This window comes from Labrenzia sp. R5_0 (assembly GCF_017743835.1).
Lineage (GTDB): Bacteria > Pseudomonadota > Alphaproteobacteria > Rhizobiales > Stappiaceae > Roseibium > Roseibium algicola.
The window spans coordinates 695,864-709,410 of sequence record NZ_JAGHRK010000004.1; the positions used below are offsets into that span (position 1 = coordinate 695,864).

At 60.6% G+C, this 13,547-nt stretch carries 11 protein-coding genes; 3 read left to right on the forward strand and 8 right to left on the reverse strand.

From position 1 onward, the window contains the following. Positions 1-4: 4 nt before the first annotated feature. A complete protein-coding gene (locus J7447_RS23245; protein WP_075283356.1) occupies positions 5-1,693 on the reverse strand; it encodes an acyl-CoA dehydrogenase family protein in 1,689 nt (562 codons plus the stop codon). A gap of 163 nt (positions 1,694-1,856) precedes the next feature. Between J7447_RS23245 and J7447_RS23250 the strand changes: the two genes are divergently transcribed. Then, positions 1,857-2,747 carry a YihY/virulence factor BrkB family protein gene (locus tag J7447_RS23250; protein ID WP_023002964.1) on the forward strand — a complete coding sequence of 297 codons (891 nt, stop codon included), beginning with the start codon at positions 1,857-1,859 and terminating at the stop codon, positions 2,745-2,747. A gap of 36 nt (positions 2,748-2,783) precedes the next feature. Here the strand turns inward: J7447_RS23250 and J7447_RS23255 are convergent, their stop codons facing one another. Further along, positions 2,784-3,659: a DMT family transporter gene (locus J7447_RS23255; protein WP_286189477.1), complete on the reverse strand. Its 876-nt coding sequence runs from the start codon at positions 3,657-3,659 to the stop codon at positions 2,784-2,786. 312 nt (positions 3,660-3,971) lie between these two features. On the opposite strand from J7447_RS23255, the gene J7447_RS23260 reads away from it, so the two are divergent. Together J7447_RS23260 and J7447_RS23265 are read left to right on the forward strand one after the other, a co-directional pair. Then, positions 3,972-5,909, forward strand: coding sequence for a HAMP domain-containing methyl-accepting chemotaxis protein (locus tag J7447_RS23260; RefSeq protein ID WP_209171081.1), 1,938 nt, complete (start codon positions 3,972-3,974; stop codon positions 5,907-5,909). Between the two features lie 170 nt (positions 5,910-6,079). Then, on the forward strand, positions 6,080-7,264 hold the full coding sequence (locus tag J7447_RS23265) for an FAD-dependent oxidoreductase (RefSeq protein ID WP_209171082.1): 1,185 nt from the start codon (positions 6,080-6,082) through the stop codon (positions 7,262-7,264). An 80-nt stretch (positions 7,265-7,344) separates the two neighbouring features. Here the strand turns inward: J7447_RS23265 and J7447_RS23270 are convergent, their stop codons facing one another. The 6 genes from J7447_RS23270 to J7447_RS23295 all read right to left on the reverse strand — a co-directional run bounded on the left by J7447_RS23270 (position 7,345) and on the right by J7447_RS23295 (position 13,527). Further along, positions 7,345-8,307 (reverse strand): hypothetical protein, encoded by a 963-nt coding sequence (locus J7447_RS23270; RefSeq protein WP_209171083.1) that lies wholly within the window; start codon positions 8,305-8,307, stop codon positions 7,345-7,347. Positions 8,308-8,437: 130 nt separating this feature from the next. Beyond that, entirely contained in the window at positions 8,438-9,232 is a 795-nt protein-coding gene (locus J7447_RS23275; RefSeq protein ID WP_023002969.1) for an alpha/beta fold hydrolase, read from the reverse strand. A 53-nt stretch (positions 9,233-9,285) separates the two neighbouring features. Further along, positions 9,286-10,476 carry an adenylate/guanylate cyclase domain-containing protein gene (locus J7447_RS23280; protein ID WP_209171084.1) on the reverse strand — a complete coding sequence of 397 codons (1,191 nt, stop codon included), beginning with the start codon at positions 10,474-10,476 and terminating at the stop codon, positions 9,286-9,288. A 68-nt stretch (positions 10,477-10,544) separates the two neighbouring features. Continuing rightward, positions 10,545-12,065 (reverse strand): glycosyltransferase family 39 protein, encoded by a 1,521-nt coding sequence (locus J7447_RS23285; RefSeq protein WP_209171085.1) that lies wholly within the window; start codon positions 12,063-12,065, stop codon positions 10,545-10,547. 3 nt (positions 12,066-12,068) lie between these two features. After that, entirely contained in the window at positions 12,069-12,500 is a 432-nt protein-coding gene (locus J7447_RS23290; protein WP_062486781.1) for a GtrA family protein, read from the reverse strand. Continuing rightward, positions 12,490-13,527: a glycosyltransferase family 2 protein gene (locus tag J7447_RS23295; RefSeq protein ID WP_209171086.1), complete on the reverse strand. Its 1,038-nt coding sequence runs from the start codon at positions 13,525-13,527 to the stop codon at positions 12,490-12,492. Before J7447_RS23295 ends, J7447_RS23290 begins: the two co-directional genes overlap by 11 nt. Positions 13,528-13,547 lie beyond the last annotated feature (20 nt).

Below are 13,547 nucleotides of genomic sequence, written 5' to 3' on the forward strand. Positions count from 1 at the left end.
ACGATCAGGCGTTGCCGCGTGTCTCGAGCAAGCGGCGCGCGATGACCTGAGCCTGAATTTCCGCCGCACCTTCGAAGATGTTCAGGATGCGGGCGTCGCACAGGACGCGGGAAATTGCATATTCCAGAGCAAAGCCATTGCCGCCGTGGATCTGCAACGCATTGTCCGCCGCAGCCCATGCAACCCGTGCACCAAGCAGTTTCGCCATGCCTGCTTCCAGATCGCAGCGTTTGCCGGAATCCTTCTGCCAGGACGAGAAATAGGTCAGCTGGCGGGCGATCATCAGTTCGGCAGTCATCATGGCCAGTTTGTCGGCAACACGCGGGAAGTTGACCAGTTCCTTGCCGAACTGGACGCGTTCTTCGGCGTATCTCAGGCCCAGGTCCAGTGCAGACTGGGCGACGCCCAATGCGCGGGCAGCGGTCTGGATGCGGGCGCCTTCAAAGGTCTGCATCAGTTGCTTGAAACCTTCGCCCTCGACCTGGCCGAGAAGGTTCTCGCCCTTCACCTCGAAGCCGTCGAAAGCGATTTCATATTCCTTCATGCCCCGGTAGCCGAGAACTTCGATCTCGCCGCCGCTCATGCCGTCTGCCGGGAAGGGCTCCTCATCGGTGCCGCGCGGCTTTTCCGCGATGAACATGGACAAGCCCTTGTAGCCGGGTTCATCCGGGTTGGTGCGGGCCAGCAAGGTCATGATATCGGCACGGACCGGGTGGGTAATCCAGGTCTTGTTGCCGGACACCTTCCAGACGTCGCCGTCCTTCACGGCGCGGGTCTTCAGCGAGGCAAGGTCCGAGCCGGTATTGGGTTCGGTGAAGACGGCAGTCGGCAGGATCTCGCCGGATGCGATTTTCGGTAGCCAGTGCTGCTTCTGCTCTTCCGTTCCGCCGCACAGAATGAGTTCCGCCGCGATTTCGGACCGGGTGCCGAGCGAGCCGACACCGATATAGGCGCGGGACAGTTCTTCGGAGACGACGCACATGGCCTCCTTGCCAAGTCCGAGGCCACCGTATTCTTCCGGTATGGTGAGGCCAAAGACGCCGAGCTCGGACATCTGCTCGATAATCTCAAGCGGAATATATTCGTTTTTCAGATGCCACTCGTGCGCGTTGGGCACGACGTTGTCTTCCGCAAAGCGGCGCATCTCGTTGCGGATCTGCTCCATGGTCTCGTCCAGACCTGGGTCGCCAAAGGTGGAATGGCCCGCCTGGTCGCGGATCAGGCGGGTGATCTCGCTGCGGATTTCCGGACGGCTTCCGGAATCGATCAGCGACAGGATTTCGGCTGTTTGGAAGCCAAGAGCTTCTTCGGAAGAGACGCCAAGATCCGCCAGGCGAACGATTTCACCCTGGTTCATCGGAATGCCGCCGAAGATCTGCGCGAGGTACTCCGCAAATCCGAGCTGGACGATGTAGTCCTCAAGAGCGCCGTAGCGGCCTTCCGCGGTCAGACGTTTCGCGTAGGCATCCAATTGGCGCAGAGATTCCACATAGGTTGCGAACCAGGCCAGTCCGTGGGTTGCCCTTTGCTCTTCTTCCATCAGGCGGGAGGAGATGCGCCCATCCTCGCTCACGCGGTCGCGCACCCGCTGCGCTGCAAGATTGAGCAGATGATCGAGCGTGGCGACGGCAGCTTCCGTTCGCTCGGTAAGGCTTGCGGGTGTTTCTGCGGCCGGCAGGGCTGCGGTGGACATGGCGATCTCCGTTTTCATTTGTTGCGCAGCAGCGCTTCTTGTTGAAGCTATGTTGCGTTGCACACCCTCATTTGTCGAGCGTGAATTTATAGACCTTTTGGCGGATGCGGTTTTCACTACCCAGGCTTGACGAATTGTGTCAGCGCAGGCCACATCTTGGGTCATGAGCGCCAGACAGACAGTTCTCGTGATCTACGCCGTCCTGAAAGACGCCATCGGTCACTTCGCCCGGGATGACGGCTTTGCAATGGCCAGTCACGTGGCACTGTCGGGGTTGCTGGCGATATTTCCCCTGCTGATCTTCATCGCCTCGCTCGCGGCCTTTCTCGGCATGACCGGTGCTGCCGACACGGTGTCGGAACTGCTGTTCGATGCCTGGCCGGCAAGCGTTGCATCGCCTGTCGTGCGGGAAATCCAGAATGTCCTGACCATTCGCCGCGGCGACCTTGTGACCTTCGGCGCCGTTGCCGCTTTGTGGTTTTCCTCCAACGGGGTGGAGGCGCTGCGCACCGCGCTCAACCGGGCCTACCGGCAGCATGAAAACCGCTCCATCGTGCTGTTGCGGCTGCAATCGATCGGGCTTGTGCTACTGGGTGCCGGCATTCTGCTTGCCTACACGTTTCTGGTGGTTCTGGCGCCGCTCGCCCTCGAGGGGCTGAAGGTCTTCGTGCCGCAGGTCGAGACTTTCCTGCTGTCAATCAACGTTGCCCGATACACACTGGCCGGATCGCTGCTGATCATCGGCCTTTTCATCACCCACTGGCTGCTGCCCGCGGGGCATCGCACTTTCCGCGACCTGTGGCCCGGAGTGCTCGCCACACTGTTCATGTGGATCATTGCCGGCAGTGCCTTCGGCGCCTATCTCGCCAGCTTCGCCAATTACGTCTCCACCTATGGCGGTCTGGCCGGGATCATGACCGCGCTGATCTTTCTCTATATCTGCGCGCTCGTGTTCATTCTGGGCGGTGAACTCAACGCGGCAATCTCCCGTCAACGGCGCTACTGGCGCCGCCGTCAGGAACAGCTTGCTCTGGCGCTGGATACAGAAGCCTGACCGGATTTTCCGCAAGACGGCTTCCGGGGACCACCCCTAGCTCCTTGCTGGCTTCTTGCGGATGGTCAAGACGGCGCTGATGACCAGAACCATGCCGCCGATCTGAACCGGCGTCAGGGATTCACCGAACAGGAAATAGCTTTCCACCGCTGTTGCCACCGGCACCAGATAAAAAAGGCTTGCGACCTGGGAGACGGCGCCCTCGCGGATCAGCAGCATCAGGAGCAGGATCGCGCCGACGGACAAGACCAGTACGAGCCAGGCCATCGCAAAGATCAGCTCACCTGACCAGGTGATCTGCCAGCTTTCGGTCAGGCTCAGCGGAAAGGTGACAAACAACGCGCCGACGTACTGCCAGACAGTTGCCGCCATGAGGTCGGTCTGCTGTACGAAACGCTTCTGGTAGACTGTTCCCAGGCTGATGGCCGCAACGGAGATGAGGACCACGAATATCGTCACCGGCGTGATGCCCGATCCGGCAAGGTCGAGTTTCGGACCAAGAACGAATGCAAGGCCAATCGCTCCGATGGCCATGGCGAGCCAGTGTCTGCGGGAAATGGTTTCGCCAAGCAAAGCCACCGCGATGAGCGCGGTCAGCACGGGCTGAAGACCGACAATGATTGAGGACGCTCCAGCCGGCATGCCCTGTTTGATTGCCCAGAACACGCCGCCGAGATAGATGCCGTGAACCAGCATGCCGGTGAAGATGCAATGGGCAATGGCAGCGGGATCTTTCGGCCAGGACTTAGACAAGAACATCGCCAGCAGAATCAGCACCGGCAAAACCGCAACGAAGCGGACCGTCAAAAACACCATCGGATCGATGTAGGGCGCGCCGAGTTTAGAGCCGACGAAGCCCGTAGACCACAGCAAAACAAAAATGGCCGGTGCGGCTCTGGCGAGGAGATTCAATTGCAGCCTCAATGACAAAGTCGAAGATGACGCAAGGTTAGATTGCGTCGAGTCGGTGGGGTTACACGCATGTTAACCGTAAGTTGGCATTTATAGTCAAATATACGGCGCAAACATGAGTGTTCGAACGTTCTGTCGTGAAAGAAACACAGGCCAGAAGCACGAACACTTCCAGATCGATCAACTCATGGATGTAAACATCGACCCCGATGGCACATCCGTTGATCCAGGGGACATACGCTGGTGGCCTTCAGATCTCAATCACCTTTTCGGATCTTCGCGAATTTGTCAGTCAAAGCCAGAATTCTGGCCTTGAGCCTTTTCACCATTGTTGGGCTCCTGGCGATCGGCGGTGTCTTCTTCTGGAGCCAGGGTGAGCTCAATTCGGCCTTCGCGCGCATGAGCAGCAGTTCGACACTGGCCGGACAGGTCAGCACACTGTCGGAAAGCGCCGCTGCGCTGCGCTCGATTGAAGAGCGTTACCACAGCACGCCATCCGTCGAGACATTCCAGAGTTTCAACGCCAAGCTTGAAGAAGCCAGTGCAGTTCTGGAGACGATCGCAACCAATCCGGCAGCAGCTGCCTACGCTTCGGAAATCGCCGACGTCAAGGATACGCTGGAAGGCACGAGAGGTGCTTTCGAGATGCTGGACACTGCCCAGCAGAAGATCGGGTATGACTCTACGCAGGGCTATCTGGCGGGGCTCAACGAGTATGCAGGGGCGGTCAAGCATCGCCTGTCGGAAGAGATGAAATTCGGCGGCGGGCCGGATTTCGAAAAGCTGGCCCGCGCGATCCTAGCCGTTCAGCTGGCGGAACGGGAGTTCACGCTCAACAATACCGAGGCGGCGCTGGAAGTTTTCCAGGGCGAGTTCAACGATTTCGAAAAGCTCTTGAAGAAAGTCTACATCTCCGACGCCATCAAGGCGGAGCTGGCCGACAACATGGCCAAATACAAGACGACCTTCGACGATTACACAGTCGCCAAGACAGAGCGGGCCGAGCATTCGGAACTGCTGGAAAACCTGTTTGAACTTGTTCCACCGCACATCGCTTCCCTCAGCGAAGCCGCCAACACCATTCAAGGTGAAGCCGCCGGTCAGCTTGAGATGGCCCGGTCGATCGCAACCTATGCAATCGGCGGGGCTATCGTGGTTCTGCTTCTGCTGCTTCCGGCCATCGCGCTTGTGATCGGCCAATCGGTGGCGCGCCCGCTGGCGCGTCTGCAGTCGGCCATGGAAGCCCTTGCCAGCGGCCAGACCGACCTCGACCTGCCGGACGACAGTGGCAGTACCGAGCTTGCTTCCATGAGCCGCACGGTTCAGGTCTTCCGTGACAATGCGGTCGAGCGGGCCGAACTTGCGGCCTCGCAGGATCAGGAAAACCGGCGGCGCGAAGAACGCGTTGCCCGTCTCGATACACTGATCGGCCGGTTCGAGGGGACCGTGTCCGCGGCACTTGACAGTCTTGACCGAGCCAATGGCGAACTGCGGCAGACGTCCCAGTCGATGGAACAGTCGGCCGACGACGTTGCCAACCAGTCCGGGGAAGCAGCCGAAGCGGTGCGCACGGCGGCGGAAAACGTCACCTCCGCAGCTCATTCCGCGGAAGAGCTTGCCGCGTCCATCGCCGAGATCGCCGGCCAGGCCAACAAGTCGACGGAGGTGGCCCAGCAGGCGGTGCGGAGTGCATCTTCAACGGTTGCCACCATGCAGGAGCTTTCCAGCGCGGCAGACCGGATCGGCGAAGTCATGGGGTTGATCCGCGACATTGCCAACCAGACCAATCTGCTGGCGCTGAACGCGACCATCGAGGCTGCCCGCGCGGGCGAAGCAGGCAAGGGGTTTGCGGTGGTTGCTGCCGAAGTGAAGCAGCTTGCCGACCAGACCTCGAAAGCCACCGAGGATATCGCGACCCAGATCGAGGCCATCCAGGGGTCTTCCGGTCAGGCGGTCCAGGCGATCGAGGACGTCAACCGGATCATCTCCGACATGGAAGGCCTTGCCTCGGCTGTGGCATCGGCCGTGCAGCAGCAGGACGAAGCCGTTCAGGCGATCTCGCACAACGTTTCCAGTGCCTCGGCGCGGTCCGAACAAGGGGTGTCGAGCATGGAGGCCGTCGGTTCGGCTGCCGAGCTTGCACGGTCCAACGGTTCCGAAGTGGAGCACCTTGCAGAATCGCTTGGCGAGCAGGGCGCATTGATCCGACAGGAAGTTGCCGAATTCCTGCAGGGCGTGCGCAGCGCCTGATCCCGAACCGGACCGCTTGAAACAAAGAAAATCGAAAAAACGCCGTGTCAGCACCGACGCGGCGTTTCGCCATTCTGGCGGCCTGCGTTTCTTCGTGCTAGCCATGCACTCAAACGATCGGCCGGCACACCATCCGCCGGACCGGCCAAGCGCAAAGAGGGCGAAGCGGAATGCAGGAAGACATCGTCATCATCGGAGCAGGACAAGCCGGAGCCCAGGTCGCCCAATCCCTGCGGCAGGGCGGATTTGAAGGCCCGCTGCGGCTGATCGGCGACGAACCGCATCCGCCTTATCAAAGACCGCCGCTTTCCAAGAAGTTCCTGGCCGGCGAGATCGGCGCCGAAGGCTTGTGGCTGCGCCCGCCGGCTTTCTTCACCACCAACAATATCGACCACATTCCCAATACCAGAGTGGTTGCGATCGACCGTGGCGCGAAGCGCCTGACACTGGCAAACGGCGATACGCTGCCGTATGGCAAGCTGGTTCTGGCAACGGGCACCAATGCCCGGCTGCTGACGCTGGAGGGTGCCAACAAGAAGGGCGTGGTCACGCTGCGCTCGATTGCCGATGTCAACGTGATCCGGGACATTCTGCAAAAAAGCAGCAATGTCGCGATCATCGGAGCCGGGTACATCGGTCTTGAAGTCGCTGCCGTCGCCAAAAGCCTGGGCAAGTCGGTCACCGTCATCGAGGCGCAGGATCGCCCGATGAAGCGTGTGGTCAGCCAGGCGGTTTCCGACTATTTCTCCGGCCTGCACAAGGCCCGCGGCATCGAATTGCGCCTGAACACGGGCATCGAGGCAATCGAGGGTGGTGACAGTGTCACCGGCGTCCGGCTGTCGACAGGCGAGACGGTTCCGGCGGAACTGGTTCTGGTTGCCGTCGGTGCAGAGCCCAATGATCACCTGGCCGCAGAGGCGGGCCTGGAGGTCGACAACGGGATCCTGGTGGATGGATGCGGCCAGACCAGCGATCCTGACATCTTCGCTGCGGGTGACTGTACGCGTTTCTATTCCAACCGCTACCAGCGGTCCGTGCGCATGGAAAGCGTCCAGAACGCCATCGACCAAGCAAAGGCGGTTGCCCAGGCGCTGCTGGGTCAGGAAGTCGATTACGACCCGTTGCCGTGGTTCTGGTCCGATCAGTACGACATCAAGCTGCAGATCGCCGGTCTGTCGGAAGGGTATGACGACACAAAGGTCGTGGGTTCGACCGAAGACAGCAAGTTCTATGTCGCCTACCTGCACGATGGCCGGCTTATTGCCGTCGACAGCATCAATTCACCGCGCTCGCACATGATGGCCCGCCGGGTGATCGGTGAGCCGTGGCGTGATGATCTGCTGCCGGAAGCCTGAACAACAGGTTCCGATAGGATAGGTGCTGGCGGGCAACGGGAGGGCGAAGCGCTTCCATTGTCCGCGGTTAGCGCCTGCTGTTATTCGACCTTGCCGAATTTCTCCAGGAAATAGGCGGTCATTTCCTTGTTGCGGTCGTACTGGTGCACGATGGCGTAGGGCTGCTTGTCAAAGGTTTTGACCAGCCCGTCCTCGAACACCGGCACGGTTTCCCGAGGCATGCAGAACCCCGGCGCATCCGGACCGACGTTGGCACTGACCGCGTGCAGCAGCCAGGGAACCTGCCAGTTCACCTTCTCGGCCTTTTCCTTCCAGCCGCAAAAGGTCAGAAGCTGGTTGAAGGCGGCCTGATCACCGCTGCGTTTGGTCTGGTCGAAGTAATAGACCGCCAGCATGAAATCCATCATCGCCTCGTAGCGGCCGGCGAAATAGCCAGCGCAGCACACGGGAACCTTGGCCACACGGTCATAGGCGTGGCGGCCATAGGTTTTCAGGACGTTCCGGCGGTTCCAGGGGTCTTCATGGGTGATGCTTTCCTCACCGATGAGGAGATCCTTGCCCGGAGCAAGGTTCTCCTCCATCCAGGCGAACGGGTCAGACTGGAAGATGACGTCCCTGGCATCCGAGAAGGCGACGAAGCGCACAGGCTCGCCAAGCGCATCGAGATGCTGTTTCACCAGGTGACTGGCATGGAAGAAGCGCCGGTCGTAGATCTTGTCCTTGAAGCGCAGGACGCGCTTGTTCCAGGTCCAGCGCCTGTCTGTGTAAAGCTTGCCGCCATCGGTATGGTCGGCGATTTCTTCCCGAAGCTGCGAGTAGGAGTAGCGCTTCTTGCCGGCGTCATGATCGAACGTGATGACGAGCGAGCCCATGTGCTTCATGTAATCAACAAGGGCTTCGCTGACATTGTAAGCAACCGCGACCGTCCGGCCGCGATACCCCGTTGCCTTCAGGGAATTGTACCAGGCAGCCATGTGTTTCGGCTCATAGCCCGACACCGCCGTGACGATGACATCGTTGGCTGCTGACATTTCGGCTGACATGCGCGCTCCGGCTCGGTTCATACAGGCCCCGCCGTCCGACCGGCCGGGTTTCGGCCTGCTACCTATCCCAAACCGCGCCGGGGGGCCAGATCGCGGGGAAACTTTCTGGTATTCCAGATGTTGGTCCGTGTCAGCAGCCAGCGTTCTGAAGGATGAGCCGGGTCACTTCCTTGGGCAGTTCCAGATGCAACATGTGGCCGGTTCGTTCGAAAATGTGCGTGGCAACGACACCCGGTAGCTTGTGGGCCTGGCGGGTCGGCAGGACACGATCCTGTGTGCCCCAAAGGACCTTGATCGGCATGGGCAGGGCTGCCAGTTCGTCGCGCGGCAGGGTCTTTTGAACGCTGCCGTCGATGATCTCGTCCGCGATTGCCTCCAGTGTCGCGGCCGCGCCCGGGCGCGCGCGGCTTTCGGCGGCCGTCCTGGCGAGGAATTTCGGCAGTTTGAACTCCCAGCCGAAGAACTGCTCCAGCAGGGTTTCCATGGTGTCGGCATCCGTTGCAGCCGCATAGCGACGGAGTAGACGGTGATTGATTTCGGAGCCGAAGCCACCCGGTGCCAGCAAAGTGAGGCTGGCCACCAGATCAGGATTGCGCAGGGCAATCAGCGCGGCCACTGCGCCGCCCATGGAATGGCCGACCAGATGGACCTTCGTCAGCTCGAGCGCCTCCAGAGACTGCCCGACAGCTTTTGCGGAAACCCCCGCATTGCCAATCCGCGGCCAGTCCAGCGCCTCGCCGTGCCCCGGCAGGTCGAACGCTATGGAGCGTTTCTTCGAAGCCAGTGCCGTCTGTATGTTGAGCCAGGTTTGCCGGTCGCCGCCGAAGCCGTGCAGCAGCACGACCGGAGCACCGTTGTCAGGGCCGGTGGCTTCCTGGTCTCTGAAAGGCAGATGGGAAGGGGCGTCGGGACGTAGATCGGTCATGTCGGTCTTTGCTTGTCGGTGGGATGAGGAAATACCTGCCGGACGGGCGGCTTTCAGAAAAGCCGGTCCAGGGTAAACAGGGGCTGGGGGTCGGTGAAGCCGTTCAGTTCGAACGACCCGGCCGGTTTTGATCGTTCGCTGGCGAAGCGGGCGACGTCTTCGGTCATCAGAACGTCGGCGCCGACGGTCTTGGTGAGGCTTTCGATCCGTGCAGCCGCATGGACCGTCTGGCCGATCACCGAAAAGGTGAGCCGGTGCGGGACGCCAATATTGCCGAACATGACGGAGCCGACGGACAGGGCGATGCCCGCCTTGAGAACGTGTGGCAGCGCCGGGTCGGCGTTGATCGCTTTCAGACGCTTCCGGCTTTCATCCGCGGCCGAAAGTGCCTGTGCGACCGCCTTGTCCAGGCTTTGCGCGCCTATGGGAAAGACGCCCAGAACGGCATCGCCGATAAAATCGAGCACTTCGCCGCCTTTTGCCAGAATTGCACCGGCTGTCGCGTCGAAATAAGTGTTCAGAAACGAAAGGTAGGCATCGGGACCAAGCAGTTCCGCAATCGCGGTCGAATTGCGCATGTCGCTGAAATAGATCACCGCATCGACTGTCTGGCCGTCGCCATGGCGGATCTGGCCGCTGAGCACCTTGTTGCCGGCGATCTTGCCGAGATACGTCTCTGCGATCGTCTGGTTGATCTGCCCCTGAATGGTGGCGCGCGCGGCTAGGGCAAAGCGTTTTTGAATGTAGCGGATTGCGGTCAGGGCATCGTCGGAAAATCCGTCGGTTTCCCGCGTTGCCCAGCTGATCACGATGCCGGAGGTGGCAATCTGGTCCTTGATGGTCGGCAGGTCGAATTCGGTCGCGATGACGATGTAATCGGAGTACCCGCTTTCCTTCAGCCGAACGAGCAAGGGAAACTCGAGCGGGGCATTGGCATTCGTGAGGCGCCGTCGCAGGACGGATTCCTGGTTGACCAGCACGGCACGGACGGGGCTTTGCAGCCACTCGTCTGTTTCTTCGGCATTGTGGGCAATCTGCTCGCGCTGGATTTCGGTGCCGTTTTCCCAGATGGCGGCTTCCGCCTCGATCAGGGGGTGAAGGGTCGACCAGCCGATCATGGCGCGGTCCACAGGAACCTCGCATGCGCGCAGGCGCTCGCACATCTCTCCGAACATCGACCCCAGATCGGGCGAGCCAAGAGACTGGTCGATCAACCAGTCTTCCACGCCGTCGATTTCCGCCATACTGATCATGGCGCCAAGTTAGTGTTGTTTTCGTCCGGTTTCCAGACGGCTTGTGCCAGCGTTTGCGATTAATTCGCTGGTTCGAAAACCACCTTGCCAGGTGGGACGATGACCCAGTTGACCGTGACGTCGGGAATGCTGCCGGAGGTCTGGTAGGCGAACGTTCGCGACCCTTCGCGGACAGCATCCGGATAATAGCGACGGATTTCCTCTATCGGTGTTTCCTGGTCGCCTCGCCAGACGATCATCAGACCTTTTTCCTGGACATCTTTCGGGTCGATCCAGGGGCTGAGGGTCCGGTCATGCAGATAGAACATCGACGGGCGGCTGGCGGCCTGTGTGGTGACGTTGGCCGCCGACCACATATCGCCGGCCACATAAGCAAGATCGGTGCCCATGTGCTCCTTCCAGACGCGTGCCATGTCTTCAGCGATCGCCTTGCCGGGATAGTGGAGCCTGGTCTGCTTGTGTTTCCAGTGCGGCTCCAGAACAGCCTGCCCGAACAGGATGCCCAGGAAAATCGCCTGGATCGCAACGGCGGCAACGAAGGCGCGGGCGGGAAAGGGCCAGAGTTGCGGTAGCGCCAGAAACCGCACCGCCAGGATGCCGGACAGCACGAACATGGGCGTGCCCCACATGTGTTCGAACTCGTTGCCGGTAACGGCTGATGCAATCAGAACAACTGCAAGCGGCAGAACGGCAAACCAGAGCAGAAAGCGGTCGGAAGATGTGGCCAGGGGCGTTGCAACTTCGCGCCTGCGCTGTCGAACCTGTTTCAGGCCGTGCCAGCCAAGACCGGCCAGAAGCACAAGGAACAAGCCGGCGTGATTGCCGATCTGAGCTGCCAGGAAGTTCAGCGGATTGAACAGATGGTCGACAAAACCGTCTGCCGGATTGCTGCGGCTGGCGGCGTAGCGCAACGTCAGGAAATCTGTTTCCAGAAGCCATGCCGCGTGTGGCACCAGCAGGGCAAGGCAGACGGCTATCGTCACCCAGGGGCCCGGGCGCAGGATATGCCGCCGGGCATCGGCGAAGACCAGCGCGTAAAGTCCGATTGCACCGATCAGGAGCAGCACGAAATATTTCGTGTAAAGGCCGAAGGCGGCGAGGGCGCCAAGCAGGACCCAGTCGAGCAGGCGACTTTTGTCCACTGCCCGGTGAAACAGCAGCATCATGCCTGCCCAGATGGGGATCTGCAGGATGTTCGGGTTGAATTCCGGCAGGGGCAGCGTGAAGTAGAAGGTTACGCTGGTCAGCACGAGAGACCAGAAGGCCTGCTGGCCGGAAAGTCCGAGACGGCGAGCGAGCCGCCAGATGAACAGATAGCCAAGGGCAACCGAAAGCGCGCTCAGCCAGTACCCGCCACTGAGGCCTCCCGTGAGACGATAGGTGAGCTCCAGAAGCCAGGCCTGCATCGGTGGATGTTTGGTATATCCGAGCTGAAGTTCCCGGCCCCAGGCAAAGCCTTCAACCACGTCGAGTGGCGGGTTGGGAAAGGTCAGGGTCGGTATCAGGGCATAAAGCAGGCAGAGGCCGCCAGCGTAGTAGAGGGCCGCCCTTGAAGGAGCGTTTTCGATCAGACGTATCAAGGGTCAGGTCTCGGCTGGATGGTGCGAGAAGGCCCAGAGCCGGGCTCCGGCAAAGGAAAGGGCTGGCACGATCGCGATGGAAAACAGGAGGCCGATGAGATCCGGCCAGGGGGTCAGGGTCAGCCACAGGGCCAGAACGGTGGTGTTCAGCAGGAATCCGGAGACGGCAATCACCAGGAACCGCACCATGCTTCTGATTGCGGTGCCCTTCCGGCGCAGGTGCGAGAAGCTCCAGAAATAGTGACCGGTGAAAGAGACACAGAAGGCGACCAGGAAGCCGCAGATATTGGCCGGATAGGCCGGAAGCATTCCAGATTGCAGCAGGCTGCCCGCCACAATGGCATGGGTGAGTGTCGCCAGCACGCCGATCACGGCGAATTTGCCGGCGGCAGCGGTTTCCGTCTTCAGCTTGCCGTGGCGAATTTCAGGCGCCATTGGCGGCGTCGTCCGTTTGCTTTGCGGATGGAGGCGTGTTGCCGCCTTCGATGACATCCTGAACGATGAAGACCGGCCGCTGTTTCGCTTCGTTGAAAAGCCGCGCCACATATTCGCCGATCATGCCGATCGACAGCAGTTGCACACCCGAGAAGAACAGAAGCGCGACCATCAGCGATGCGTAGCCCGGGAGATCGATGCCTTCGATGAGGACGCGTAACGTCAGATAAAGCGCATAGGTGAAGGCGCCGACAGAGATCAGGGCGCCGCCATAGAACCAGACCCGTAGCGGGAGCGTTGTGAAGCCCGTGAGGCCGTCCAGCGCAAAGTTCCAGAGCTTCCAGTAATTGAACTTGCCAGCCCCCGCCAGGCGAGGAGGGCGCTCATAGGGCAGTGCCATGGCCGGAAACCCGACCCAGGCAAACAACCCCTTCATGAAGCGATTGCGTTCCGGCAGGCGCAGCAATGCATCGATAACGCAGCGGTCGATCAGACGGAAGTCTCCGGCGTTCGCGGGCATGTCGATATTGGCCAGGCGGTTGAACAGGCTGTAGAACATGCCCGCCGTGGACCGCTTCATGAGCGTGTCGGAAGACCGGTCGACCCTGAGGCCGTAGACGACATCATAGCCCGCGCGCCATCCGTCCAGCATCTGCAAAATGAGCTCCGGCGGGTCCTGCAGGTCAGCATCGATGATGACACCGATGTCTCCTTTCGCCGCCTCGAGCCCTGCGGAAAGAGCAGCTTCCTTGCCGAAATTGCGGGAAAGGCCCAGAAGCCGTCCCGGCAGGCCGTTTGCAAGCTCCTCCGACAGGATGTTCGCGGTCCTGTCCCGGCTGCCGTCATCAATGAAAACATATTCGTAACGAAGGCCGCTTCGCTCGAGCACCGGCCGGGTCGCCTGCAGGAAGTGGAGGATGACCTCCTCTTCGTTAAAGACCGGTACGATGACGCTGAGCAGCGGTGCCTGCGGGCGGGCGTTTTCCCGCCGGGTGACATAGACAGTGTTAGCCGCTTTGGTGTGCATGAACATTCGTTAGCCGGTTG

Coding starts and splice junctions, on each gene's coding strand:
- J7447_RS23280 (WP_209171084.1), bottom strand. CDS start 10,476: ATGGCGGAAATCGACGGCGTGGAAGACTGGTTGATCGACCAGTCTCTT.
- J7447_RS23250 (WP_023002964.1), top strand. CDS start 1,857: ATGAGCGCCAGACAGACAGTTCTCGTGATCTACGCCGTCCTGAAAGAC.
- J7447_RS23290 (WP_062486781.1), bottom strand. CDS start 12,500: ATGGCGCCTGAAATTCGCCACGGCAAGCTGAAGACGGAAACCGCTGCC.
- J7447_RS23245 (WP_075283356.1), bottom strand. CDS start 1,693: ATGTCCACCGCAGCCCTGCCGGCCGCAGAAACACCCGCAAGCCTTACC.
- J7447_RS23270 (WP_209171083.1), bottom strand. CDS start 8,307: ATGTCAGCCGAAATGTCAGCAGCCAACGATGTCATCGTCACGGCGGTG.
- J7447_RS23295 (WP_209171086.1), bottom strand. CDS start 13,527: ATGCACACCAAAGCGGCTAACACTGTCTATGTCACCCGGCGGGAAAAC.
- J7447_RS23275 (WP_023002969.1), bottom strand. CDS start 9,232: ATGACCGATCTACGTCCCGACGCCCCTTCCCATCTGCCTTTCAGAGAC.
- J7447_RS23265 (WP_209171082.1), top strand. CDS start 6,080: ATGCAGGAAGACATCGTCATCATCGGAGCAGGACAAGCCGGAGCCCAG.